Genomic DNA, 25918 nt, shown 5'->3' with positions numbered 1-25918 from the left:
GAAGATGAAAATTTTTGACTATATGGAGACTTATGATTATGAGCAGTTAGTTTTTTGCCAAGATAAAACTTCTGGCTTAAAAGCAATTATTGCTATTCACGATACTACCTTAGGACCAGCTTTAGGTGGTACTCGTATGTGGACGTATGAAAATGAAGAAGCAGCTATTGAAGATGCATTACGTCTAGCAAAAGGTATGACATATAAAAATGCTGCAGCGGGGCTTAACCTGGGTGGAGGTAAAACAGTAATCATTGGAGATCCTCGTAAAGATAAAAATGAAGAGATGTTCCGTGCATTTGGTCGCTATATCCAAGGGTTAAATGGACGTTATATTACGGCAGAAGATGTTGGTACAACTGTAGCTGATATGGATTTAATTCATGAAGAAACAAACTATGTAACTGGAATCTCTCCTGCATTCGGTTCTTCAGGAAATCCTTCACCAGTTACAGCGTATGGTGTATACCGTGGAATGAAAGCTGCTGCGAAAGAAGCATTTGGGCATGATTCATTAGAAGGAAAAGTTGTAGCGGTTCAAGGTGTAGGAAACGTAGCGTATACTTTATGTAAGTATTTACATGAAGAAGGTGCAAAATTAATCGTTACTGATATTAATAAAGAAGCGGTACAACGTGTAGTAGAGGACTTCGATGCAAAAGCGGTAGAAGTACATGAAATCTACAGTGTTGATTGTGATATCTTTGCTCCATGTGCACTAGGGGCAATTATTAATGACGAGACAATTCCACAATTGAAAGCAAAAGTAATTGCAGGTGCAGCTAACAACCAGTTAAAAGAAACGCGTCATGGAGATTTAATCCATGAACTTGGTCTTGTGTATGCACCAGACTATGTTATTAACGCTGGTGGAGTTATCAATGTTGCAGACGAATTGAATGGCTACAATCACGAAAGAGCGATTAAACGTGTAGAAACAATCTACAATAATGTAGAAAAAGTGTTCGAAATTTCTAAACGTGATGGCATTCCAACATATGTTGCAGCAGACCGTATGGCAGAAGAGCGTATTGAACGTATGCGTCAATCTAGAAGCCAATTTTTACAAAATGGAAAACATATTTTAAGCGGCCGTTAAGGTTAGGATAAGGGAAGGGATTGTCCAGAGATGTTTAGTTCTGGATCTTCCCTTTTTATTACGTGAATGAAAACCATTAAGTTTGCCGTTATACATTCTTTTTGATTACAAAAGTAACTGTTAATTAAAATGAATGCGCTTAAATTAAGAAATATTGGAGGAAAAACGTGTCTAAGTTATACAGAATTCTAACGATTAACCCTGGGTCTACTTCTACGAAAATTGGCGTCTTTGAAGGAGAGCAAGTGCTCTTTGAAAAAACAATACGTCATGATGCAGCACAAATTAACCAATTTCCTTCCATTATTGATCAATATGAGTTTAGAAAAGAGACGATTTTAGCTTCTTTAAAAGAAGAAGGCATTAATATCTCTAAATTAGATGCTGTATGCGGCCGAGGTGGATTGCTTCGTCCAATTGAAGGTGGAACCTATGAAGTAAATGAAGCGATGATAGAAGACTTAAGACAAGGCTTCTCTGGTCAGCACGCATCTAATCTTGGCGGAATTATTGCAAAAGAAATTGCGGATCAATTAAGTATTAGATCCTTCATTGTCGATCCTGTGGTGGTAGATGAATTAGCAGATGTTGCAAGAGTGTCTGGGTTCTCCTTAATTGAGAGAAAAAGTATCTTCCACGCGCTGAACCAAAAAGCGGTTGCACGTCGTGTAGCAAAACAATTAGGAAAACCGTATGAAGAACTTCGTTTAATCGTCACTCACATGGGTGGAGGAATTACAGTAGGTGTTCATGAGAATGGGAAAGTAGTAGATGTAAATAATGGTCTTCACGGAGATGGTCCATTCTCTCCAGAGCGAGCGGGAACCGTTCCAGCTGGTGATTTGATTGACTTATGTTTCTCTGGTGAACACTACCGTGATGAGTTAATGAAGCGATTAGTTGGTCAAGGTGGCATGGTTGGGTATTTAGGAACGAATGATGCAGTAGAAGTGGAAAAACGAATTGATGCTGGTGACGAAAAAGCAAAACTTGTTTTTGAAGCGATGGGGTATCAAGTTGCGAAAGAAATTGGTAGTGCAAGTGCAGTCCTTTCAGGGAAAGTAGATGCAATAATTTTGACTGGTGGATTGGCGTATGGAAATTCATTTGTTAAAAGCATACAAGAAAGAGTAGCTTGGATCTCTGATGTGTTAGTGCACCCGGGTGAAAATGAGCTACAAGCATTAGCTGAAGGAGCACTCCGAGTGTTAACAGGTGAGGAAAAAGCTAAGCGCTATCCTAATGAAGTGAAAGAAACAATTACTAAGTAAGGGAGAGGAAATCAGATGGCACAAGAATATGATCTGGTTGTCCTTGGTGGAGGAACGGGTGGCTATGTTGCAGCCATCCGAGCTTCACAACTAGGGCTAAAGACAGCGATAGTAGAAAAAGCAAAATTAGGTGGAACTTGTTTGCATGCAGGGTGTATCCCAAGTAAAGCACTTCTTCGTTCTGCAGAAGTTTTTGCTACAGCTAAAGAGAGTGAAAAATATGGGATTTCCTTAAGTGGAGCTACGCTTAACTTCAATAAAGTACAAGAAAGAAAAGACTCTATTGTGGATCAGTTACATAAAGGTGTTCAATATCTGATGAAACAGGGGAAAATTGATGTTTATGAAGGGATGGGAAGAATTTTAGGGCCTTCTATTTTTTCTCCAATGCCTGGTACTATCTCTGTCGAAATGAACAACGGAGAAGATAATGAAATGTTAATACCGAAGAACGTCATTGTTGCTACCGGTTCAAGACCGAGAACTTTGCCTGGTTTAGAATTAGATGGTTCGCATGTATTATCTTCCGATCATGCATTACAACTTGAACAATTACCAACTTCCATTACCATTGTTGGAGGTGGAGTAATTGGAATTGAGTGGGCATCTATGTTACACGATTTTGGTGTAGAGGTAACCGTAGTGGAGTATGCGGATCGTATTGTTCCAACAGAAGACCATGATGTTTCCAAAGAAATGTTCCAAATCTTGAAGAAACGTGGCATTAAGATGGAATTGAACGCAAAAGTATTACCAGAGACACTAACCAAAGAAGAAGGAAAAGTAACTATCCAAGCAGAAGTCAAAGGAGAAATGAAAACCTTTACATCTGAAAAGTTACTTGTATCAGTGGGTCGTCAAGCTAATGTGGAAGGTATTGGGTTAGAAAATACAGATATTCAAGTAGAAAATGGGTTCATTTCTGTGAATAACATGTACCAAACGAAAGAATCGCATATATATGCGATTGGTGATGTGATTGGTGGTTTACAACTTGCTCATGTTGCATCCCACGAAGGAATCGTCGCCGTTGAACATATTGCAGATCAAAAACCTAGCCCAATAGATTCTACGCTTATTTCTAAATGTATATACAGCAGACCAGAGATGGCGAGTGTTGGATTGACAGAAAAAGAAGCAGTAGACAAAGGCTTAGAGATTAAAGTTGGAAAGTTTCCTTTTAAAGCGGTAGGTAAAGCACTTGTGTACGGGGAATCAGAAGGTTTTGTCAAAATAATTGCAGACAAAAATACAGATGATTTGTTAGGCGTTCATATGATAGGACCGCATGTAACAGACATGATTTCTGAAGCGGGTCTTGCAAAAGTTCTCGATGCTACCCCGTGGGAAGTTGCCCATACAATTCACCCGCATCCTACTTTAGCAGAGGCAATCGGGGAAGCAGCGTTAGCTGTTGATGGAAAAGCCATTCATTCATAAAAAAACGGAGGGATATCTATGACAGAAAATCGTCATCAATCAGTAGGTTTATCAGATCAAACTGTTCTAGAAATGTATGAAACTATGTTACTTTCACGTCGTGTTGACGAGCGTATGTGGTTATTAAATCGTTCTGGAAAAATTCCATTTGTTATTTCTTGTCAAGGACAAGAGGCAGCGCAAGTTGGTGCAGCTTTCGCGCTAGATAGAGAGAAAGATTATGTTTTACCTTACTATCGTGATATGGGAGTTGTTTTAACATTTGGAATGACACCTACTGATTTAATGTTATCAGGATTTGCGAAAGCAGAAGATCCAAACTCAGGTGGACGTCAAATGCCAGGGCATTTTGGCCAAAAGAAAAATCGTATTGTTACAGGATCTTCACCTGTAACAACACAAGTACCACATGCTGTTGGAATCGCTTTAGCAGGTAAAATGGAAGGAAAAGATTTAGTAACATTCGTAACGTTTGGTGAAGGATCTTCCAACCAAGGGGATTTCCATGAAGGAGCAAACTTTGCTGGTGTGCATAAGTTACCAGTTATCTTTATGTGTGAAAATAACAAATACGCTATTTCTGTTCCAATTGAAAAACAGCTTGCATGTGAAAATGTTTCTGACCGTGCAATTGGCTATGGAATGCCTGGCTTCACAATCGATGGCAATGACCCTATTGCAGTATATAAAGCTGTAAAAGAAGCAGCTGATCGTGGCCGACGTGGAGAAGGTCCAACATTAATTGAAACGATCTCTTACCGATTGACTCCTCACTCCTCAGATGATGATGATCGTACGTATCGTTCTGGTGATGAAGTACAAGACGCAAAAACAAAAGATCCGATTATTACATTTGCTGCGTATCTTCGTGAAGTAGGAGTGCTGACAGAAGAAGTAGAAAAAGAAATGAATGATCGAGTAATGAAGCAAGTAAACGAGGCAACGGAATATGCCGAGAATGCTCCTTATGCAGAAGCTGAGGATGCACTAAAGTACGTTTACGCGGAAAATGAATAAGGGGGAAAAGACAAATGGCTGTAATTTCTTACATTGATGCTGTCACAATGGCAATAAGAGAAGAAATGGAACGAGATGAAAAAGTATTTGTACTTGGAGAAGATGTAGGGAAAAAAGGTGGCGTCTTCAAAGCTACTCACGGCTTATACGATCAATTCGGAGAAGCTAGAGTTTTAGATACACCTCTAGCGGAATCCGCAATTGCTGGAGTAGGGATCGGTGCTGCAATGTATGGTATGCGTCCAATTGCTGAGATGCAATTTGCAGACTTTATTATGCCTGCAGTAAACCAAATTATTTCAGAAGCAGCTCGTATTCGTTATCGTTCTAACAATGACTGGACTTGTCCAATTGTTGTTCGTGCTCCTTATGGTGGTGGTGTTCATGGTGCACTTTATCATTCTCAATCTGTTGAAGCAGTATTTGCTAATCAACCTGGATTGAAAATCGTAATGCCGTCTACTCCTTATGATGTCAAAGGACTTTTAAAAGCTGCGATTCGAGATGACGATCCAGTGCTATTCTTTGAACATAAACGAGCTTACCGTTTAATCAAAGGAGAGGTTCCAACAGACGATTACACGCTTCCTATCGGAAAGGCTGATGTGAAGCGAGAAGGTGATGATATTACAGTCATTACATACGGTCTATGTGTTCACTTTGCTCTTCAAGCAGCAGAAAAGTTAGCGCAAGATGGTATTTCTGCACACATTCTTGATTTACGTACCATTTATCCATTAGATAAAGAAGCGATTATAGAAGCTGCATCTAAAACAGGTAAAGTACTTTTAGTAACGGAAGACAATAAAGAAGGAAGCATAATGGGAGAAGTGGCAGCCATTATTGCAGAAAACTGCCTATTTGACCTTGATGCTCCAATTAAGCGCTTAGCTGGTCCTGATGTACCGGCAATGCCTTATGCACCTACGATGGAAAAATATTTCATGATGAATCCAGATAAAGTCGAAAAAGCAATGAGAGAACTTGCAGAATTTTAATAGAAAGGAGTGTAGACCATGGCGATTGAAAAAATGACCATGCCTCAGTTAGGGGAAAGTGTTACAGAAGGTACGATTGAACGTTGGTTAGTAAAGCCTGGTGATAAAATCAATAAATACGATCCAATTGCGGAAGTCCAAACGGATAAAGTTAGTGCGGAAGTGCCATCTTCTTTTACAGGAGTAGTAAAAGAGTTGGTGGCAAATGAAGGTGATACATTAGCGGTAGGAGAAGTAATCTGTGCTGTTGAAGTAGAAGGTAGTACGCCATCTAGTGAGAAAAGAGTGGAGAAGAAAGAAGAGATTAGTAACTCTTCTACTCCTGCAACGACTAACAAGCCAGCTGCTGAGAAAGGAAAAGTACGTTATTCTCCAGCGGTGTTAAAGCTTTCCCAAGAACACGATATTGATTTAAACCGTGTTACAGGAAGCGGAAAAGATGGACGTATAACGCGAAAAGATATCTTAGCAATTGTTGAATCTGGTGGACAGTCTGCTAATGAACCAGTTCAAGAGCAAGTGACTGCTCCAGTGATGGAGTCTGCTCCGCCTACACCAAGTACTCCTAAACCAGCGCAACCTTACGTACCGGTAGGAAAAGGAGACATAGAGATTCCTGTTACAGGAGTTCGTAAAGCAATCGCACAAAACATGGTTCGCGCCAAGCAAGAAGTTCCACATGCATGGACCATGATGGAAGTAGATGTAACCAACTTAGTTGCATATCGTAATAGCGTAAAAGGTGAATTTAAAGAAAAAGAAGGATTCAATTTAACGTTCTTTGCATTCTTCGTAAAAGCTGTTGCTCAAGCACTGAAAGAATTCCCTCAGATTAATTCGATGTGGGCTGGAGAAAAAATTGTCCAGAAAAAAGACATCAATATCTCTATCGCCGTTGCGACGGATGATGCTTTATTCGTTCCAGTAATTAAACATGCTGACGAGAAAACAATCAAAGGAATTGCTCGTGAAATTGCTGACTTAGCTGGAAAAGTAAGAGCAGGTAAACTTTCATCTGATGATATGAAGGATGGAACATTTACTGTCAATAATACGGGTTCGTTCGGATCCGTTCAATCTATGGGAATTATTAATTACCCGCAAGCAGCTATTTTGCAAGTGGAGTCTATTGTTAAACGCCCAGTAGTAATGGACCACGGAATGATTGGTGTTCGAGATATGGTTAATCTGTGTATGTCTCTAGACCACCGTGTATTAGATGGATTGGTGTGCGGTCGCTTCTTACAGCGAGTAAAAGAAATTTTAGAAAACACTTCAAAAGAAAACACACCATTATATTAAACTCACTGCTGCCATGAATCTCGTGGCAGCTATTTCTTTATTGTCACTCTTTTAAATCCACGTTACAATTAAAAATAACAAAGTTTAACGTAATAATGTAAACGTTTTCTTCGAAAGGGTGGGAGGGATAAGTATGAAGCAATATTCAGGAATAGAGATAAATGGTATGGAGGAATGGCTAGAGAAAGTAAAGAAAACGACAAAGGGTCAAGATGTTAAAAATCTAGAAAAACTTACTCGAGACGGTATTACCATCCCATTGATTAGTATGAACGATGTGGAAAATCAAAAGGATGAGCACACGAAAGATTTTTTTATAGACTCTACACAACCACAGCTATGGATGTCATCAAAATATTTGAATGAGAAATTCGAAGGTGTAGATATTTTTGTATCAGAGGAAAAAACATCTGATGATTATGTAAATGTAAAAGAGTTACGGTCAGAAGCGAGAGTCGCGGGGCAAGCTTACCACCTTATAAGTACATATCCACTACATCAGTCTGGTGTACCTGTCCAATATGAACTAGCTTTCATCTTCTCTGCTGTGGAAGAATGGATTAGAGAAAGAAAGCCTTTTTTTACAACTAAGAGTGAGCGATTGCTCATTCATTTACCTACAGATCAACATTTTATAACAGAAATAGCGAAATTCGATTCTCTTCGAAATGGTTTGTATACCATTTTTTCGGAAGAAGGATTTTCAACTTTTCCTGGAATTATCATCACATCACCTTCCACTAGAAGATGGTCTAGTTTAGATCATGAGATGAATCTATTGCGCCTAACAAATAGTGTCACGTTAGCAGCACTAAGTGGAATTGGTACCATTCACACCATTCCTTATGACGAATTTTCAGTAAAGGGGGCTTCTAAGCGAGGCATTAGGCTTGCTAGAACAATTCCTTATCTTGTTTGGGAAGAAGCGAGATTATTACCTTCTACTTATGCAACGGATTCCTGGACCATTAAGGAGGTAAGCGAAAAAATATATGAATTATCTTGGGACATCTACCATTGCATAGAAGAAAACGGTGGGGTATCATGCTGGATACAAAATCAGGAACAGGAAGAATTATGCTTAAAGTATCAAGCAAAAACAGCGGAAGATGTGCTAGAAGGTAGGGTGAAATTGGTAGGTTCTAATATTTATTTTACCAATTTAATGAACCAATTCCCACTTTCAACTACTGAATTCAGATGGTCGGATAAATTAGAACAGTGGCAAGGAAAAATGCATTCTGTTACTTATTCATTATCAAAAGAACTTTCGGCAGAAGATGCGAAACAAATTACGACAATTTTTCATTTGTTTGGTTTAAAAAAAGTAGAAACGGAGTTTGCTAATCTTCATGTCCAAGACTATATCAACAATCAACTTACACTAGTCATAAATAAAAAAGTGAGGAACATCCCTGTAGTTTCCACACTTCAGCTAATCGAAACCATTTGGAAGGAGCTAGCGTAAATGCAAAAGGCTAAAAGAGAAAGAAAATATGTTTCTACGCACTCCACTAAAAAGGAAAATGAACACGCTTTCCCAGGTGTGTTTCCGTTTTTACGAGGTCCTTACCCTACCATGTATGTTACTAGACCTTGGACGATAAGACAGTATGCAGGTTTTTCTACTGCAGAAGAGAGTAACGCTTTTTATCGTGAAAACTTAGCACAAGGGCAAAAGGGGTTGTCCATTGCTTTTGATCTACCTACTCACCGAGGATATGACTCTGATCATCCTAGAGTGTTGGCAGATGTAGGGAAAGCAGGAGTAGCAATTGACAGTGTAGAGGATATGAAATTATTATTTGATGGAATACCACTCGATAAGATGTCTGTTTCCATGACGATGAATGGAGCAGTTCTACCGATATTAGCTTTTTATATCGTGGCTGCAGAGGAACAAGGCGTACTTCCAGAACAATTATCTGGGACGATTCAAAACGATATTTTAAAAGAATACATGGTGAGAAATACATATATTTATCCACCAACCATGTCGATGAGGATTATAAGAGATATCTTCTCGTATACATCAAAACAAATGCCTAAATTCAATTCTATCTCTATATCTGGTTATCATATGCAAGAAGCGGGAGCGCCAGCTGAAGTAGAACTAGCTTATACTATTGCAGATGGATTAGAGTATGTTCGGACTGGATTAGAAGCTGGGATAAATGTAGATGATTTTGCTCCACGTTTGTCTTTCTTTTGGGGTATTGGGATGGATCTACTTACAGAAGTTGCTAAACTAAGAACGGGAAGAAAGCTTTGGGCAGAACAGATGCAACAGTTCTCACCTAACAACGAAAAGTCTATGATGCTTCGTGCGCATAGCCAAACATCCGGCTGGAGTTTAACAGAGCAGGAACCGTTTATCAATGTAAGTAGAACGTATATAGAGGCATTTGCGGCAACGCTAGGGGGGACACAGTCTCTTCACACCAATGCTTTAGATGAAGCTATTGCCTTACCTACCCCTTCTTCTGCAAGAATTGCCCGCAATACGCAGTTATTTTTACAAGAGGAAGTAGGTATCACAGATTCCATTGATCCATTTTTCGGATCTGATATCGTTGAATTAAAAACAGAAGAATTGTATGAAAAAGCGAAAAACATACTCGCTGAAATAGAGAATTTAGGTGGCATGGCTAAAGCAATTGAAACAGGTCTACCGAAATTAACAATTGAAGAAGCAGCTACGAAAAGGCAGGCATGGATCGATAGCAAAAAGGAATCCATTATGGGAGTTAATCGATTTGCTACATTAGAAGAAGAAACCGTAGATGTATTGTCTATTGAAACAGAAATAGTACGAAAAAACCAACTAGAACGATTAAATCACTTAAAGAAAGAAAGAAATTCAAAAGACGTGCAATCAGCTCTTCAAAAGATTACAGAAATAGCAAAACAACCTAGTGCAAACTTAGTAGGGGCGGTTGTAGAAGCTGCAAGAGTAAGGTGTACTCTCGGCGAGATATCAGATGCCATTGAAAAGGTTTGTGGCAGACACCAAGCGAAGATACTCTCCGTACAAGGGGTCTATCAATCTCAATCTAGTCAATTAGCAACTATTGAAGAAGTTAGAACACTTGCTGATCAGTTTGAGGAAGTAGAAGGTCGACGTCCAAGAATGTTGTTAGCTAAAATAGGGCAAGACGGGCACGATCGAGGAGCAAAAATTATTGCAACTGCATTTGCGGACCATGGTTTTGACGTGGATATTGGACCATTGTTTCAAACACCAGAAGAAACTGTGCGGCAAGCAGTAGAAAATGATGTCCATGTCATTGGAGTTAGTTCACTTGCAGCCGGTCACAAAACGATCGTTCCTTCGATCAAAAAAGCATTACTAGACGCAAATCGAGAGGATATCTTAATTATCGTTGGGGGAGTGATTCCAAAGCAAGATTATGACTTCTTAATAGAGCAAGGGGCACATTCTATCTTTGGTCCAGGTACCGTTATTCCATTAGCAGCAAAACAAGTGTTGTTAGCTATATTTGAACAATTAGGATATGAACAATCATCATGATGGCTTGGAAGAAAAAGAACACACAGCCTTTAGACATTGATGGTGTAGCTACTGAGCTTATGCAAGGAAGTCGCGGTGCATTAGCAAAAGCAATCACGCTTGTGGAAAGTAACAAAGAGGAGCATCGATACGACGCAGAAAAGCTGCTGGAAAAGCTGGACCGAACAACTACTAGTTTTCGGATAGGTGTTTCGGGTATCCCTGGGGCAGGAAAAAGCACATTTATTGAAGACATTGGATTATCACTTTGTGAGAATGGAGAAAAAGTAGCTGTTCTAGCGATTGATCCAAGTTCTAGGTATTCAAAAGGGAGTATTCTAGGAGACAAAACGAGAATGGAGCGTTTATCCCTCCATCCCAACGCATTTGTCAGGCCTACTTCGACAGGTGGGACACTTGGTGGGGTTCACCATCGCACAACGGAAGTGCTCTATCTCTGCGAAGCGGCAGGCTACCAAACTATCTTTGTTGAAACGGTAGGTGTCGGACAAAGTGAGGGCATGGTTCGTGAACTTGTTGATTGTTTTATTTTACTCCTATTATCTCGTACGGGTGATGACCTTCAAGGAGTAAAAAGAGGAATTCTAGAACTAGCGGATGTTTTCATTATCAATAAAGCAGATCCTAATGTTAGGAAAGAAGCTGAAAACTTAAAAACGTCTACGGAACAATTAATTCAACTGTTTACACCGTCAACAGAAGGATTTGAGCAAGAAGTCTGGTTACATTCTACATTGCTAAGAGAAGATAAACATGAAATAGTGAAAAGTTTAGAGCGTGTAAAAATGGCGATGACGATTCTACCTTCTGTACAAAAAAGGAGATTCGAGCAGTTGATAGAATGGTCTAATCAACATATACGTATGGAAATACAAAGGTTGTTTGAAAAAGAAATGAAACAAGAAATAGCTATAATGGAAAGTAAACTTTCCCTTCATTCTCCTATTCCTTATGCAGAGTTAAGAGAACTTATAAGAAAGTTTCGAAATGAATAATTTTCATAGTGCTTTTCACATGGTACTCTTTATCAATTCTTGGTATACTGTAGGCAAGCTACGTAAAGGGGAGTTTGCAGATGGAAATGAATTTTGATTTATTAATGAATGACATCGTGCGACAAGCACGTCAAGAATTAGAAATGAACGGCTATGAGCAGTTGCGTACGCAAGAAGATGTAGAGACTGCATTTGCTCGTCCAGGTACAACATTAGTGATGATTAACTCTGTATGTGGTTGTGCAGGAGGAATTGCAAGACCAGCAGCAGTACATTCTATCCATCACGACCACCGCCCAGATCACCTAGTAACGGTATTTGCTGGTCAGGATAAAGAAGCGACTGCAGTTGCTAGAAGCTATTTTGAAGGATACCCACCTTCATCACCATCTTTCGCATTATTAAAAGATGGCAAGATCCAAACAATGGTAGAGCGTCATGAAATTGAAGGACACGAACCAATGTCAGTAGTTGAAAAATTACAATCATACTTTGAAGAGTTTTGTGAAGAAGTTTGATAATAAAAGCGCCTATTAGGCGTTTTTTTTTATTCTTTTTGAAGGATTTTTACGACACGAATTGAATTTTTTAAAGAGTACTAGAATAATAAATATTGTAAGCGGTTTCTTGTTTTGGGTAGGGATTATCTAGAATAAATTTTTATAAAAAGTATTGCATAAAAATTTATTCGTGATAAAATGCAGTTATTAAATATTTATTAATTTTTATGCATAATTATTTATCTGAGGGGGAATTATTTATGAAAAAAGCACTTTTATCAATTTTACTAGGAACTAGTTTACTAGTTGCAGGATGCGGTACTTCTTCTGTAACGGGTAGCGGTGGAGATGATGAGAAGAAGTTAATCATGGGAACGTCAGCGGATTATCCTCCATTTGAGTACATCGATACGGCAAAAGGAGAAGAAATTATTGGTTTTGACGTTGATTTGGCTAACGCTTTGGCAGAAAAAATAGGCTATGAAATTGAAGTCAAAGATATGGAATTTAGCGGCTTGATTGAAGCGGTTAAAGGTGGTCAAGTAGATCTTGTATTAGCTGGAATGACACCAACAGAAGAGCGAAAAGAATCAGTAGATTTTACAGAAATTTATTATGTTGCAAAAGATATGATTGTATATAAAGATGGAACACCAATTAGTTCAGAAGAAGACTTAGCAGGATTAACTGTAGGTGTTCAATTAGGTTCAATTCAAGAAGATTCTGCGAAAGAGCTAGCGGAACAATATGGTTTTACAGTAGAATCCCGTAATCGTATTCCTGAATTAGTTCAAGAAGTAGTAAATGGCCGTTTTGATGCTGCAATTATTGAGAATACAGTTGCAAAAGGCTTTATGGAAAATAACAAAGATCTAAAAGGTTATACAATGGAAGTGGATGAAGAAGAAGCTGGATCAGCAATCGCTTTTCCAAAAGATTCAGAGTTAACAGCGAAGTTTAATGAAGCTCTTCAAGAGATGAAGGATAGTGGAGAGTTAGACGAGTTAGTAAACAAATGGTTTGGGGATGCAAACGAAAAATAAAAGGATATTCCTCTAAGTTCAACCCACACAACGTGTTCAACGATGAGTTGTTACTGGTCACGTAACAAAAGAATAAGAGAGCGTAAGGCAAACGCCCTGCGCTCTCTATTATTATAATGTCAAGCTTTAGGTGCGCAACCGCTCACCTTCCGCTTTTCTTAGGAGGTTTTAAACAATGGAACTAGATTTCATGCGGATAGTACCGTCTATTCCTTTTATTTTAAAGGGAATTCAGGTTACCCTTCAGATCGTTGCATTAGCAGCAATTCTAGGATTTATACTTGGAGTGTTTTTGGCATTATTCAAAGTTAGCAAAGTGAAGCCATTAATGTGGTTAGCGGATTTTTATACATCTATTTTTAGAGGAACACCATTGGTTCTTCAGTTAATGATAATATTTTATGGATCACCGCAGTTAATTGGCTATCAAATCGATGGATATACCGCAGCGGTCTTAAGTTTCGGGTTAAATTCAGCAGCTTATATTTCTGAAATCATTCGTGCAGGGATTCAAGCAGTGGATAAAGGGCAAATGGAGGCTGCGACAGCATTAGGTATTCCGTATAAAAAAACAATGAAAGACTTAATTATTCCGCAAGCAATGAAAAATATCTTGCCTGCGCTAATGAATGAGTTTATTACACTAACAAAAGAATCTGCCATTGTTACGGTAATAGGTGTAACGGACATTATGCGAAGAACCTATATTGTCGGAAGTGATTTATATTCCTTCTTTGAACCAATGTTGTTTGCTGGTCTAATTTATTATGTTCTCGTTATGATTTTAACGTTTGCAGGAAAAGCAGTGGAAAGGAAGTTGAGTGCGCATGATTAAAGTAGAACAACTTTCAAAATCATTTGGATCGTTAGAAGTCTTAAAAGATATTTCTGTAGACTTTAAAGAAGGAGAAGTGGTGGCGATTGTTGGGCCATCAGGATCTGGTAAGTCTACATTACTTAGGTGTTTAAATTTGTTAGAAGTTCCTACGCAAGGGAAAGTAACATTAATGGATAAGGAAATCACTGCGCCAAAGGCTCCTGTGCAAGAAATTAGAAAGGATATTGGAATGGTGTTTCAGCATTTTCATCTTTTCCCTCACCTTACTGCATTGGAGAATGTTACGTATGCACCAATGAACGTAAAGGGTTTGTCAAAAAAGGAAGCAATAGAGTTAGGGCAGGATCTGCTAAAGAAAGTAGGACTTTCAGAAAAAGCAGACACATACCCCGGAAAATTATCTGGTGGACAGAAACAACGTGTAGCGATAGCTCGAGCTCTAGCTATGAACCCAAAAGTCATGCTATTTGATGAGCCGACTTCAGCCCTTGATCCAGAAATGGTAAAAGAGGTATTAGAAGTAATGAAAAACTTAGCAAAAACAGGAATGACGATGCTCATCGTAACGCATGAAATGGGATTTGCTAAAGAAGTAGCTGATCGCGTGTTATTTTTAGTTGATGGTTGTGTGGTGGAAGATAGTCATCCAGACAATTTCTTTACTAGTCCTCAATCAGAAAGAGCAAAGGAATTCTTGCAAAAAGTTCTCTAGACCGCTAACCTAAGTAATATGTTATGGAAAAGGACGGTCTTACTATCGAATGTTTAAAATAGGGTATCGAACCATTAAAACAGCTATTGGTACTGCTGTGGCGATTATGATTGCACAGTGGTTTCAATTAGACAATTTTGCATCTGCTGGAATTATAACGATTCTCTGCATTCAAGCAACAAAGAAGAAATCTATTATTGCATCTTGGAGTAGATTTTTAGCATGTATGGTGTCTATGTTATATTCAGCCGCATTCTTTGAATGGATTGCATACCATCCCATCATTATTGGCCTTATGTTAGTAGTATTTATTCCTACAGTTGTTTCTTTAAGAGCTTCAGAAGGAATTGTAACTAGTAGCGTCATTATTTTGCATATTTATTCTGCGGGGCAAGTGACGTGGGGATTAATAATTAATGAGATAGGACTTATCGTTATTGGGATTGGGATTGCCCTTTTAATGAATTTGTATATGCCAAGTGTGGAAAATAAATTGCACCGTTATCAAGAAGCGATTGAAGCATCATTTCAACGAATATTTGAAGAGATGGTTACTTACCTTAGAAGTGGTGAAAGTAATTGGGATGGGAAAGAAATCGTAAGAGCAGAGAAGCTTCTTCGGGAAGCAAAATCGCTAGCTTTTATTGATGTAGAAAATCATTTTTTACGACACGAAAATCTATATTATCATTACTTTAAAATGAGAGAAAAGCAATTTGAGATCATTGAGAGAATACTCCCATTAATTACTTCGTTACCATCTACTACCGCCCAATGCGGAATTATTGCGGATTTTCTAGATGATTTAAGTACACATATTCATCCTGGAAATACAGCATTTCTATACCTGAAAAAACTGTATGATATTCAAGAAGAGTTTAAAGAAATGGACTTACCTTCTACTAGAGAAGAGTTTGAAGTTAGAGCTGCACTTTTTCAACTTGTAAGAGAAATGGAGCAATATCTTCAGATTAAAAGTTCTTTTAAAGGGATTAAAACGAATGAGAATAGCGTCAACCATGCACACTAAAACAAAAAGGAGTGGCGTGGATGGCGCTTTTTTTTAGTATTTTAATCGTTCTTGGTTCCCCTTTATGGCCTCTTGAACCAAATCCAGTGCATGGAGATCCTGTCATTATTGTAAACATTACAGCGAAAGAGTTTGCTTATTTTGAGAATGGGGAATTACTGTTAAAAAGCCCGGTTGCAGTAGGAAAAAAAGAGACGAAAACCCCTGTAGGAATGTTTACTGTAACAGTTAAAGCAAATCAACCGTACTATCGAAAATTAGATATTCCAGGGGGAGACCCTAAAAATCCACTAGGCTCTAGGTGGATAGGCTTTGATGCGTTAGATACCGACGGAAGAATTTATGGGTTACATGGTACAAATAAGCCTTCTTCTATAGGATATGCTGTTTCTAATGGTTGCATAAGGTTACCAAAAGAGACATTAGAGACACTGTATGACTACGTTGAAGTTGGAACAAAAGTATATGTAACGGAAGAGAATCTTTCATTTATTGACATATATGAAATGATAATTACATATTACCAATAGTGAAGAATACCATATAGTGGTATAATAAATGTAGAATATTTCTGATAAAAGAGCTAGAAGAAGCCCTAAGATGGGATGGGATAAATAATGGATTTTTCAATAAAAAAGCATGATCGTGAGTCAATTACATCACTTGTAAATCAGCAGAAAGCGTTTTTCTATGAAGGGAATACTCGACCTTTAGACTTTAGATTAGAACAATTAACGCAACTAAGTAACATGATTAGAGATAATGAAACAAGAATCTTAGATGCTCTTAAAGCAGATTTAAATAAAACTGATGCGGAAGCATATGTATCTGAAGTTGGAATCTTACTAGAAGAAATCACCTTTACGATGAAAAAGTTAGAAAAATGGATGAAACCGAAGAAGGCGAAAACAGCTAGAACACATATTGGTTCTAAAGGTTATGTTATTCCGGAACCATATGGTGTCACACTAATAATTGCACCTTGGAATTATCCTTTTCATTTGCAAATCTCACCTTTGATAGGTGCTATTGCAGCTGGGAATACGGCTATACTAAAGCCTTCTGAGTTAACGCCTGCTACATCTGAATTATTAGCAGAACTAATTCAGCACTATTTCCCTGCTAGTTTTATTGCACTAGTAGAGGGTGGGGTAGAAGAAACACAAGAGTTGTTAAAGCAGCCTTTTGATTATTTATTTTTTACTGGTAGTGTGCAAGTAGGGAAGATTGTCATGGAGGCTGCTGCAAAGCAGTTGATTCCTCTAACACTTGAATTAGGAGGGAAAAGTCCCTGTATCATAGATGGATCAGCGGATATTCCCCTAGCTGCTAAACGCGTAGCTTTTGGGAAACTAACAAATGCTGGGCAGACATGTGTGGCACCAGATTATTTATTTGTCCACCATTCTGTAAAAGAACAGTTTATAAATGAGTACAAAAAAGTAGTTCAAACATTTTATGGTGAGCATCCAATTGAAGAAGAGCGATATGGAAAGATTGTAAATGTGCGTCACTTTGATCGTTTAGCAGCTTATTTACAGGATGGAGAAATTATTTTTGGAGGAAGCACGAATAGAGCAAAATGTAAAATTGAACCGACATTAGTTATTCCTTCTGGTATGGAAACACCGTTAATGCAGGAAGAAATATTCGGTCCGATATTACCTATTTTAGAATACTCCGATTTAGAAGAAGTAATAAAGTTTATTCAAGCAAGACCAAAGCCTTTAGCACTTTACGTGTTCTCGAAGGTAGAGTCCGTGCAAAAAGTGTCACAGAGAGGCTGTCTTTTGGTGGTGGTTGTATAAATGATACACTTCTTCATATTGCAACTCCTCATTTGCCATTTGGGGGTGTAGGAGAAAGTGGAATGGGGAACTATCATGGTCAGGCGAGTTTTGATACGTTTTCTCATTTTAAAAGCATTCTAAAACAAACTACAGCATTTGATTTTAGCATGAGGTATCCAAGTGCGAAGAATGGTTTAGCTGTAATGAAGAAATTGATGAAGTGATACATGTCAGTACATCCTAAACGAGGACAGGAAGTTGTCTTCGTTTTTTTATTAGAATGGATGTCTAGCTATTATCTGAATTTTTTGTATACTGAGTTTGTATAGATATTAATAGAAAGGTAGGTGAAACAATTGGCAGAATTACAAGACTTTCATCAACTTGATATTCGAATAGGAACGGTTGTTGATGCACTAGAATTTAAAGAGGCGAGAAAACCAGCTATAAAGTTATTTATCGATTTTGGTCCATTGGGTCAAAAGCAATCATCTGCTCAAATTACTAAGCGTTACGATCCGAAAACATTGATTGGACAGCAGGTAGTTGCAGTGGTGAATTTTCCTCCAATGCGTGTAGCGGGGTTTAAGTCAGAGGTTTTAGTGATTGGTGGCGTACCTGAAGATGGGGATGTAGTACTATTGAAACCAGATGAGTTTGTGGAAAACGGCACTAAAGTTTTATGAGCACAAAAAAAGCTAGGACATCACATTTGTCCTAGCTTTTTTATTTGGATAATTAAAACCACATAGCAGCTCCAGCAAATAACGTAGAAGCTAACATTATAAACAACATAACAAAAACAACTACTCTTTGAATCCCTTTATTTCTCATAGGTCAAAACCCCCGATCGCAGTCATATACTTAGTAGTGTAGTAGGAGACGCAAAAAATATCAACTAGAAATAGAATAACTCATTTTGAAAGCGGTATCAAAAATCGTCGAATGTTGCAGGAATTTAAGAAGGACTTGTGGAAAGCAAATAGTAGAAAGAATCATAGGAGGAGAAAATGAATGATACATCATATTGGAATTGCGGTATCTTCCATCCATAATTCCCTTTCTTTTTATCAAGACGTGTTGAAGTTTCCATTAATTAAAATAGAGAATGTAGAATCCCAAGGAGTAAAGGTGGCATTTCTTGATGCAGGAAATGTGAAAATAGAGCTTTTAGAACCCTTACATGAGCACAGTCCTATTGCAAAATTTATTGAGAAAAGAGGACAAGGTATTCACCATTTAGCAGTTACAGAGGGAGACATTGAGAGTCGACTTAAAAAATTAAAAGAAGATGGATTTCAACTAATAGACGAGTCACCACGAATTGGAGCAGATCAAAACAAAATCGCTTTTATGCATCCAAAGTCTACAGATGGAATCTTACTAGAATGGTGTCAACCAAAGGGGGAGTAACATGAGAACATATATAGATTATTTACACGATTTACATGAAAGAAAAAGAAAAGTAGAAGAAGGGGGGGGACAGACAAAATTAAAAAACAGCATGAAAAAGGGAAATTGACAGCTAGAGAGAGAATCGATCTATTGCTAGACGAAGGTACGTTTGTAGAATTCCAAACATTTGCAAGTCCCTCATATGGGGAAATTGATCATGCACCTGGCGATGGTGTTGTAACCGGATTTGGAAAAGTAAATGGAAGACCAATATATGTATTTGCGCAAGATTTTACCGTTTACGGAGGTGCATTAGGGGAGCGACATGCACAAAAGATTGCACACGTAATGGATTTGGCTGCTCAAAATAAAGCGCCAATAATCGGTTTAAATGATTCAGGAGGGGCAAGGATTCAAGAGGGCGTAGTCAGTTTAGACGGATATGGGCATGTGTTTTATCGTAATACCATTTACTCAGGTGTCATACCACAAATCTCAGTCATTATGGGACCTTGTGCAGGTGGAGCTGTTTATTCCCCTGCAATCACGGATTTCGTTTTTATGGTAGATAAAACAAGTCAGATGTTTATTACCGGACCTAAAGTAATTGAACAGGTAACCGGGGAGAAAATTTCGGCAGAATCATTAGGTGGGTCAGCTGTTCATGCTGCAAAGAGCGGGAATGTACACGTCCGAGCAGCAACGGAACAAGAGATTCTTCAGAAGGTTAGAGAGTTACTATCTTACTTACCTTCCTCTTTTGATCAAGAATTACCTGTCTCTGATGCCTCTAAAGGATCACATGATAGACCTCATGTTTGTGACATGGTGCCAATTGAAGGATCAAAGCCTTACGATGTTCGCTTAGTAATTGAGGACATTTTTGATCAGGATTCTTTCTATGAAATTCAGCCTGAATTTGCGAGAAATCTAGTTGTTGGTTTTGCTAAATTGGATGGCAAACCAGTTGGTATTATTGCTAACCAACCAAAGTGGATGGCAGGTGGATTAGATATCGACTCTTCCGATAAAGGGGCAAGATTCATTCGCTTCTGTGATAGTTTTGGTATTCCATTAATTACATTTGAAGATGTGACAGGTTTCTTTCCAGGAGTAAAGCAAGAGCACGGTGGAATTATACGTCATGGTGCCAAATTACTTTTTGCATACAGTGAAGCGACGGTGCCAAAAATTACGATGATTTTACGAAAAGCATATGGAGGTGCCTACGTAGCATTGAATTCAAAAGCAATTGGGGCAGATTTAGTCTTCGCCTGGCCAAATGCAGAAATAGCCGTAATGGGTGCAGAAGGGGCTGCTTCTATTATTTATGCACGTGAAATTGCAGATAGTAAAGACCCTAATCTAACAAGGCAAGAAAAGTTAGCAGAATATAGAGAGAAATTTGCTAATCCATATGTTGCTGCTGCAAGAGGAATGGTAGACGATGTCATCGATCCGCGAGATTCAAGATTAAAACTAATCCAGGCAATAGATATGTTAAAGAACAAAGAAGTAATTAGACCCAAAAGAAAGCACGGAAACATTCCACTTTAAGCGTAATGGTTTGTTCAAGATGGCAATTAACGGTATACTAATTTGGAATACATACATGTTGGAGGGTCCTTAATGATTAATCAAGAAAGATTATTAGAAGAATTCTTAGAGTTAGTTCAAATTGACTCTGAAACAAAATTCGAAGCAGAAATCGCTGCAGTTCTTACAAAGAAATTCACTGATTTAGGTGTGAATGTTTTTGAAGACGATACAACAGAAGAAACAGGTCATGGAGCGGGTAATCTAGTTTGTACACTAGAAGGAACAAAGGAAGGAGTAGAAACAATCTACTTTACTTCTCACATGGATACGGTAGTTCCTGCACGCGGCGTGAAACCTAGTATCCAAGATGGTTACGTAGTAACAGATGGTACTACTATTCTTGGAGCAGATGACAAAGCAGGACTAGCTGCTATGTTGGAACTTGTCCGTGTATTAAAAGAGCAAGAAATTCCACACGGCAAGATCGAGTTCATTATCACTGTCGGAGAAGAGTCTGGTTTAGTAGGTGCAAAAGCACTAGACTCTAAGTTAGTAACAGCAAAATACGGCTATGCATTAGATAGCGATGGAGCCGTTGGAAACATTATTGTTGCAGCTCCTACGCAAGCAAAAGTAAAAGCAACCATCTTAGGCAAAACAGCTCACGCTGGTGTGGCACCAGAAAAAGGTGTTTCTGCCATCACTATTGCTTCGAAAGCGATTTCTCGTATGCCATTAGGCCGTATCGATGAAGAAACTACTGCAAACATTGGTCGTTTTGAAGGTGGACAAGCAACGAATATCGTTTGTGATCAAGTAGATATACTAGCAGAAGCTCGTTCGTTAGTTCCTGAAAAGATGGAAGCACAAGTAGAGAAAATGAAAGAAGCTTTCCAATCTGCTGCAGAAGAAATGGGTGGACAAGCAGAAGTAGACGTGCAAGTGATGTATCCAGGTTTCAAATACGGAGCAGGTGACCAAGTAGTGGAAGTTGCTCGTGCGGCTGCTAAAGCAATCGGTCGTGAGTCTGAACTACTGACTTCGGGCGGAGGATCAGATGCAAACGTAATCGCTGGTTTCGGAATTCCTACTGTAAACTTGGCGGTAGGTTATGAAGAAATCCATACGAAAAATGAGCGCATGCCAATCGAAGAATTATATAAATTAGCTGAGCTAACTGTGGCGATTGTTAAAGAAGTAGCGAAATAAGCTAAGAAGAGAGATGCATTTTTTATGAATGCATCTTTTCTTATTTACGAGTGCTCAAAGATGGATATTCATAGAGTAGAGTACAGGTAAAATGTAATAAATTTCATTCGTTATATTACTCTCATCAATCTTCAAAAATCATAAACCTAAACCGATAAATAGCATGTAGGTAAGAAACGACAATAAACAACAAAAATATGGTAAAGTAGAAACAGGAAATTGTTACTATTTATCGGAGGGGTTCATCATGTCAGAAATGAAACAATACATAGTAGTAAATGTAAAAAGTGAAGAATATGCCATAGCAATCTCGGATGTTCAATCAATCGAAAAAGTACCAACAACCACTCACATCCCACAGCTACCATCTTATATGGTAGGCATTTGTACAATTAGAGAAGATATCATTCCAGTACTAGATTTAAGAAATTTATTATATGGAGAAATAGTAGCATCAACAACCGAAAGTCAGTTGATTTTAGTGTCTCACCCAGCTATGACAATTGGTCTTTTAGCAGATAGTGCAAAAGAAATCTTGTCTATCCAAGAAGATCAAATTAATCAAGTTGGTTTAACCGGTTATCACCAAACAAGCTATATGAAAGGTGTCATTCGTCTAGATCAACGACTAGTAACGATTTTAGATACATCATCTTGGTTTGCAAATTTAAATGGAATGAAAGAAATCATTCATTATATGGAAGACTACACACAAGAACAAGTTAAATAAAGGGAGTTAGAGAGCATGAAGGCATTATATCCAAAACAAGGGAGAGTAATCTTTCACGTTGATATGAATAGCTTTTATGCGTCTGTTGAAGCGACTTTCGACCCTTCTTTAAGAGGTAAGCCCATTGCAGTTGCTGGAAATGTGGAAGAGCGAAAAGGTATTATCATCACTTGTAGTTATGAAGCAAGAGCTTATGGTGTGAAGACTACTATGCCTCTTTGGGAAGCAAAGCGCCTTTGTCCAGGGTTAATTATTCTTCCCCCAAACTTTGATCGATATCGAGCTGCATCAAAAGAAATGTTTGAGATTCTACGATCGATTACGGAACTTGTAGAACCCGTATCCATTGATGAAGGATATGTAGACATTACTCAGTGCTATGAGCAGGGGACACCTCTTGAAATTGCTGAGTTAATTCAAAAGCGGTTGTTAAAAGAGCTAGGATTACCATGTAGCATAGGAATTGCACCTAACAAGTTTTTAGCAAAAACAGCATCGGATTTTAAAAAACCTTTAGGAATCACAATCTTACGGAAGAGAGATGTCCAATCTGTCCTATGGCCAAAAAAAGTGGTAGAAATGCATGGCATAGGGAACAAAACAGCTGAAAAATTAAATGAGATAGGCATCCATACGATTGGAGATTTAGCAATGTCTTCCATTGGGATTGTGAAAGAACTCTTAGGGATAAATGGACAGAAGTTACATGAACGTGCGAATGGAATGGATGAAAGAGAAGTAGACCCGCTTGCAATCTACGATGTGAAAACAGTCGGAAATTCTTCTACCCTTCCAGAAGACACACAGGAAGAAGGGGTATTACTAGATGTTCTGGCTAGATTATCAGACAAAGTTGCCCTGCGTCTGAAAGGTAAGCAGGTTGTAGCAAAGAGTATTACTATTCAAATCAAGAACAGTAATTGGAAAATGATGACGAGATCAAAACAACTGACGAATCCTACAGATGTAGGGAAAGAAATCTTTGCAATAGCTAGGCAACTTTTTTTATCTAATTGGAAGCAAGACCCTGTTCGGCTATTGGGGGTAATAGCTCAAGAAGTAGTAGCAAAAGAAGATGCTCATAAACAACTAGATTTGTTTTCCTATGAGATAGATGCAAAGGATGAACCAATTCTTTCTACATTGACGAAAATTCAAGAGAAATTTGGGAAACATAGTATTGTTAGAGGTGTTTCACAAAATAAAATGCCTACTTTTAAAGAGGATACAAGTTTCACAAAGGATTTTTTACAAGAACGTAAAAAAGAATAAATCATTGATATACTGCTATGTATAAGCTCTTTTCCTTGCTTTATTCTATGAAAATTTGTTACTCTAACTAGTGGATATTTAGAATGAGAACCATTCGACACGAAAAGAAGGGATGTCGTACTATGTCAAAACAACAAATTGGTGTCATTGGACTAGCTGTAATGGGTAAAAACCTAGCGTGGAATATTGAAAGCCGTGGATTTTCTGTTTCGGTTTATAATCGTTCTCGTGAAAAAACAGACGAAATGGTCCGTGAATCAGAAGGTAAACAAATTGTACCTACATACACAATGGAAGAGTTTGTTCAATCATTAGAAACTCCTCGTCGTATTCTGTTAATGGTTAAAGCAGGAGCTGCAACGGATGCAACGATTGATCAATTAAAACCTTTACTAGACAAAGGTGATATTATCATTGATGGTGGTAATACGTTCTATGAAGATACCATTCGTCGTAATAAAGAGCTTGCTGAATTAGGCTTCCACTTCATTGGTACAGGTGTATCAGGTGGAGAAGAGGGAGCGTTAACAGGTCCTTCTATTATGCCTGGTGGGCAAAAAGAAGCATATGAATTAGTAGCGCCAATTCTAAAAGAAATCTGTGCTAAAGTGGACGGAGATGCTTGTTGTACGTATATTGGTCCAGATGGTGCTGGTCACTATGTGAAAATGGTTCATAATGGTATTGAGTACGGAGATATGCAATTAATTGCTGAATCTTATGCATTATTAAAGCATGTACTTGGTGCATCAGCAGAAGAACTTCATGAGATTTTTGCAGAGTGGAATAAAGGTGAGTTAGATAGCTACCTAATCGAGATCACTGCGGATATATTCACGAAGAAAGATGACGAAACTGGACAACCACTAGTAGATGTTATCTTAGACAAAGCTGGACAAAAAGGAACTGGTAAATGGACAAGTCAATCTGCACTTGATCTAGGTGTGCCTCTTCCAATCATTACGGAATCCGTATTTGCTCGTTTCATCTCTGCTTTAAAAGATGAGCGTGTGAAAGCAGCGGAAATTCTGTCAGGTCCAGAAGCATCTGGATTTGAAGGTGACCGTGCTGACATGATTGAAAAAATCCGTAAGGCGTTATATATGAGTAAAATTTGTTCTTACGCGCAAGGTTTTGCACAGATGCGTGCAGCGTCTGAAGAAAATGGTTGGGATCTTCAGTATGGAGATATCGCAATGATCTTCCGTGGTGGGTGTATCATTCGTGCGCAATTCTTACAAAAGATTAAAGATGCGTACGACCGCAATCCGGAACTTGCAAACTTGTTATTAGATGAGTACTTCAAGGAAATCGTGGAGAACTATCAGTACGCGCTACGTGATGTAATCAGCCTTGCAGTACAAAAAGGAGTACCTGCTCCAGGTTTTGCTGCGGCGTTATCTTACTACGATAGCTACCGTTCTGCGGTTCTACCTGCAAACTTAATCCAAGCGCAACGTGACTACTTCGGTGCTCACACTTATGAGCGTACGGATAAAGAAGGTATTTTCCATACGGAGTGGATGAAGTAATTTAAATTAGTTTAAATAAAAAGGTGAATTTGAGTTTTTTCTCAAATTCACCTTTTTTATATAGTTAGAAAAGAGAAGTGGAGAATCCGTTGCCCTTCGTTCCAGGTACTTCGCTTTCCTGGGGGCGCACTGTCGAGCCGCTTCCCTCACTTCGTTCAGTCCAGGGTCTCGACAGTACGCTGATCCCCGAGGAGTCTTCGTACCTTCCACTGCGGTCAACAGAAAATGCAAATAGTTAATAAGATTTAACCCAGAATATTTAAATTGATATGGATTATTATCTTCCAAATAATTTACCTGATATAAGTATTTATCTTGAAATACTTTTCGTAATTTCTTCCGCAACCGTGTAAATAGTACTTGTAACTTCTGGTTTCATAAAGATGCTTCGTTGTCCGTTTTCATCAACTTGAAGATACAACTTTACAATAGCACCTTTTTCATATGTATTTCCTCCTCTACAAAATTTACCTATCTTCTGTTAAAGACGTGTAAAATACTTCCAAAGTTACAAAAGGTTTTTATTGAGGAAAGGATACTTCCTATGAGTCGTCACATACAATACCTATTATTCAAATAGAAGCATTATAGGTTATAAAAACGGTGTAAGTACTCAGTCGACTTAACCCGTTGAGACGAAGGGACAAGTTCATTTATCTTTTATTGTTTTTGTA

General features: G+C 38.3%; 22 protein-coding genes and 2 pseudogenes. 23 read left to right on the top strand and 1 reads right to left on the bottom strand.

Annotated features, from left to right (window positions below):
• Positions 1-4 precede the first annotated feature (4 nt).
• The 17 genes and pseudogenes from bcd to csaA all read left to right on the top strand — a co-directional run bounded on the left by bcd (position 5) and on the right by csaA (position 18253).
• Positions 5-1099, top strand: a complete 1095-nt coding sequence (bcd, locus tag G8O30_RS07465) for a Leu/Phe/Val dehydrogenase (protein ID WP_239674345.1) — start codon at positions 5-7, stop codon at positions 1097-1099.
• Between the two features lie 167 nt (positions 1100-1266).
• Entirely contained in the window at positions 1267-2370 is a 1104-nt protein-coding gene (gene buk / locus G8O30_RS07460) for a butyrate kinase (protein WP_239674344.1), read from the top strand.
• Between the two features lie 15 nt (positions 2371-2385).
• Complete coding sequence (gene lpdA / locus G8O30_RS07455; protein WP_239674343.1) at positions 2386-3810, top strand: dihydrolipoyl dehydrogenase; 1425 nt, start codon at positions 2386-2388, stop codon at positions 3808-3810.
• An 18-nt stretch (positions 3811-3828) separates the two neighbouring features.
• Positions 3829-4827, top strand: coding sequence for a thiamine pyrophosphate-dependent dehydrogenase E1 component subunit alpha (locus tag G8O30_RS07450; RefSeq protein ID WP_239674342.1), 999 nt, complete (start codon positions 3829-3831; stop codon positions 4825-4827).
• Positions 4828-4841: 14 nt separating this feature from the next.
• Positions 4842-5825 (top strand): alpha-ketoacid dehydrogenase subunit beta, encoded by a 984-nt coding sequence (locus G8O30_RS07445; RefSeq protein ID WP_239674341.1) that lies wholly within the window; start codon positions 4842-4844, stop codon positions 5823-5825.
• 18 nt (positions 5826-5843) lie between these two features.
• Positions 5844-7127: a dihydrolipoamide acetyltransferase family protein gene (locus tag G8O30_RS07440; RefSeq protein ID WP_239674340.1), complete on the top strand. Its 1284-nt coding sequence runs from the start codon at positions 5844-5846 to the stop codon at positions 7125-7127.
• Between the two features lie 133 nt (positions 7128-7260).
• Positions 7261-8595, top strand: coding sequence for a methylmalonyl-CoA mutase family protein (locus G8O30_RS07435; protein ID WP_239674339.1), 1335 nt, complete (start codon positions 7261-7263; stop codon positions 8593-8595).
• Positions 8596-10659, top strand: coding sequence for a methylmalonyl-CoA mutase (gene scpA / locus G8O30_RS07430; protein WP_239674338.1), 2064 nt, complete (start codon positions 8596-8598; stop codon positions 10657-10659).
• Positions 10656-11654 (top strand): methylmalonyl Co-A mutase-associated GTPase MeaB, encoded by a 999-nt coding sequence (gene meaB / locus G8O30_RS07425; protein ID WP_239674337.1) that lies wholly within the window; start codon positions 10656-10658, stop codon positions 11652-11654. The genes scpA and meaB overlap by 4 nt, the downstream gene beginning before the upstream one ends.
• A gap of 80 nt (positions 11655-11734) precedes the next feature.
• Positions 11735-12172 (top strand): BrxA/BrxB family bacilliredoxin, encoded by a 438-nt coding sequence (locus G8O30_RS07420; protein ID WP_239674336.1) that lies wholly within the window; start codon positions 11735-11737, stop codon positions 12170-12172.
• Positions 12173-12414: 242 nt separating this feature from the next.
• Entirely contained in the window at positions 12415-13197 is a 783-nt protein-coding gene (locus tag G8O30_RS07415) for a transporter substrate-binding domain-containing protein (RefSeq protein ID WP_239674335.1), read from the top strand.
• Positions 13198-13372: 175 nt separating this feature from the next.
• Positions 13373-14032, top strand: coding sequence for an amino acid ABC transporter permease (locus tag G8O30_RS07410; RefSeq protein ID WP_239674334.1), 660 nt, complete (start codon positions 13373-13375; stop codon positions 14030-14032).
• Positions 14025-14747, top strand: a complete 723-nt coding sequence (locus G8O30_RS07405; RefSeq protein ID WP_239674333.1) for an amino acid ABC transporter ATP-binding protein — start codon at positions 14025-14027, stop codon at positions 14745-14747. Before G8O30_RS07410 ends, G8O30_RS07405 begins: the two co-directional genes overlap by 8 nt.
• A 49-nt stretch (positions 14748-14796) precedes the next feature.
• Positions 14797-15777 carry an aromatic acid exporter family protein gene (locus G8O30_RS07400; RefSeq protein WP_239674332.1) on the top strand — a complete coding sequence of 327 codons (981 nt, stop codon included), beginning with the start codon at positions 14797-14799 and terminating at the stop codon, positions 15775-15777.
• 20 nt (positions 15778-15797) lie between these two features.
• A complete protein-coding gene (locus G8O30_RS07395; RefSeq protein WP_239674331.1) occupies positions 15798-16307 on the top strand; it encodes a L,D-transpeptidase in 510 nt (169 codons plus the stop codon).
• 87 nt (positions 16308-16394) lie between these two features.
• Positions 16395-17791, top strand: a pseudogene (locus G8O30_RS07390) (aldehyde dehydrogenase).
• A gap of 132 nt (positions 17792-17923) precedes the next feature.
• Complete coding sequence (gene csaA / locus G8O30_RS07385) at positions 17924-18253, top strand: chaperone CsaA (RefSeq protein WP_239674330.1); 330 nt, start codon at positions 17924-17926, stop codon at positions 18251-18253.
• A 52-nt stretch (positions 18254-18305) separates the two neighbouring features.
• Here csaA and prli42 read toward each other — a convergent pair whose 3' ends face one another.
• Positions 18306-18401, bottom strand: a complete 96-nt coding sequence (gene prli42 / locus G8O30_RS07380; protein ID WP_239674329.1) for a stressosome-associated protein Prli42 — start codon at positions 18399-18401, stop codon at positions 18306-18308.
• 180 nt (positions 18402-18581) lie between these two features.
• Between prli42 and mce the strand changes: the two genes are divergently transcribed.
• The 6 genes and pseudogenes from mce to gndA all read left to right on the top strand — a co-directional run bounded on the left by mce (position 18582) and on the right by gndA (position 25244).
• A complete protein-coding gene (mce, locus tag G8O30_RS07375) occupies positions 18582-18980 on the top strand; it encodes a methylmalonyl-CoA epimerase (RefSeq protein ID WP_239674328.1) in 399 nt (132 codons plus the stop codon).
• Between the two features lies 1 nt (position 18981).
• A pseudogene (locus G8O30_RS07370) lies at positions 18982-20519 on the top strand (acyl-CoA carboxylase subunit beta).
• A 72-nt stretch (positions 20520-20591) separates the two neighbouring features.
• Positions 20592-21710 (top strand): M20/M25/M40 family metallo-hydrolase, encoded by a 1119-nt coding sequence (locus tag G8O30_RS07365; protein ID WP_239674327.1) that lies wholly within the window; start codon positions 20592-20594, stop codon positions 21708-21710.
• Positions 21711-21957: 247 nt separating this feature from the next.
• Positions 21958-22440: a chemotaxis protein CheW gene (locus tag G8O30_RS07360; RefSeq protein ID WP_239674326.1), complete on the top strand. Its 483-nt coding sequence runs from the start codon at positions 21958-21960 to the stop codon at positions 22438-22440.
• A 15-nt stretch (positions 22441-22455) separates the two neighbouring features.
• Positions 22456-23712 carry a DNA polymerase IV gene (locus G8O30_RS07355; protein ID WP_239674325.1) on the top strand — a complete coding sequence of 419 codons (1257 nt, stop codon included), beginning with the start codon at positions 22456-22458 and terminating at the stop codon, positions 23710-23712.
• 122 nt (positions 23713-23834) lie between these two features.
• On the top strand, positions 23835-25244 hold the full coding sequence (gndA, locus tag G8O30_RS07350; protein WP_239674324.1) for an NADP-dependent phosphogluconate dehydrogenase: 1410 nt from the start codon (positions 23835-23837) through the stop codon (positions 25242-25244).
• Positions 25245-25918 lie beyond the last annotated feature (674 nt).

This window comes from Mangrovibacillus cuniculi (assembly GCF_015482585.1).
Taxonomy (GTDB): Bacteria; Bacillota; Bacilli; order Bacillales; family R1DC41; genus Mangrovibacillus; species Mangrovibacillus cuniculi.
This window is presented reverse-complemented; position numbering and strand designations above follow the sequence as displayed.

What these genes read in the sequence shown, in the direction of transcription:
- bcd (WP_239674345.1), top strand. Translation starts at nt 5, where the DNA reads ATGAAAATTTTTGACTATATGGAGACTTATGATTATGAGCAGTTAGTT.
- lpdA (WP_239674343.1), top strand. Translation starts at nt 2,386, where the DNA reads ATGGCACAAGAATATGATCTGGTTGTCCTTGGTGGAGGAACGGGTGGC.
- G8O30_RS07450 (WP_239674342.1), top strand. Translation starts at nt 3,829, where the DNA reads ATGACAGAAAATCGTCATCAATCAGTAGGTTTATCAGATCAAACTGTT.
- G8O30_RS07445 (WP_239674341.1), top strand. Translation starts at nt 4,842, where the DNA reads ATGGCTGTAATTTCTTACATTGATGCTGTCACAATGGCAATAAGAGAA.
- G8O30_RS07440 (WP_239674340.1), top strand. Translation starts at nt 5,844, where the DNA reads ATGGCGATTGAAAAAATGACCATGCCTCAGTTAGGGGAAAGTGTTACA.
- G8O30_RS07435 (WP_239674339.1), top strand. Translation starts at nt 7,261, where the DNA reads ATGAAGCAATATTCAGGAATAGAGATAAATGGTATGGAGGAATGGCTA.
- scpA (WP_239674338.1), top strand. Translation starts at nt 8,596, where the DNA reads ATGCAAAAGGCTAAAAGAGAAAGAAAATATGTTTCTACGCACTCCACT.
- meaB (WP_239674337.1), top strand. Translation starts at nt 10,656, where the DNA reads ATGATGGCTTGGAAGAAAAAGAACACACAGCCTTTAGACATTGATGGT.
- G8O30_RS07420 (WP_239674336.1), top strand. Translation starts at nt 11,735, where the DNA reads ATGGAAATGAATTTTGATTTATTAATGAATGACATCGTGCGACAAGCA.
- G8O30_RS07415 (WP_239674335.1), top strand. Translation starts at nt 12,415, where the DNA reads ATGAAAAAAGCACTTTTATCAATTTTACTAGGAACTAGTTTACTAGTT.
- G8O30_RS07410 (WP_239674334.1), top strand. Translation starts at nt 13,373, where the DNA reads ATGGAACTAGATTTCATGCGGATAGTACCGTCTATTCCTTTTATTTTA.
- G8O30_RS07405 (WP_239674333.1), top strand. Translation starts at nt 14,025, where the DNA reads ATGATTAAAGTAGAACAACTTTCAAAATCATTTGGATCGTTAGAAGTC.
- G8O30_RS07400 (WP_239674332.1), top strand. Translation starts at nt 14,797, where the DNA reads ATGTTTAAAATAGGGTATCGAACCATTAAAACAGCTATTGGTACTGCT.
- G8O30_RS07395 (WP_239674331.1), top strand. Translation starts at nt 15,798, where the DNA reads ATGGCGCTTTTTTTTAGTATTTTAATCGTTCTTGGTTCCCCTTTATGG.
- prli42 (WP_239674329.1), bottom strand. Translation starts at nt 18,401, where the DNA reads ATGAGAAATAAAGGGATTCAAAGAGTAGTTGTTTTTGTTATGTTGTTT.
- mce (WP_239674328.1), top strand. Translation starts at nt 18,582, where the DNA reads ATGATACATCATATTGGAATTGCGGTATCTTCCATCCATAATTCCCTT.
- G8O30_RS07365 (WP_239674327.1), top strand. Translation starts at nt 20,592, where the DNA reads ATGATTAATCAAGAAAGATTATTAGAAGAATTCTTAGAGTTAGTTCAA.
- G8O30_RS07360 (WP_239674326.1), top strand. Translation starts at nt 21,958, where the DNA reads ATGTCAGAAATGAAACAATACATAGTAGTAAATGTAAAAAGTGAAGAA.
- G8O30_RS07355 (WP_239674325.1), top strand. Translation starts at nt 22,456, where the DNA reads ATGAAGGCATTATATCCAAAACAAGGGAGAGTAATCTTTCACGTTGAT.
- gndA (WP_239674324.1), top strand. Translation starts at nt 23,835, where the DNA reads ATGTCAAAACAACAAATTGGTGTCATTGGACTAGCTGTAATGGGTAAA.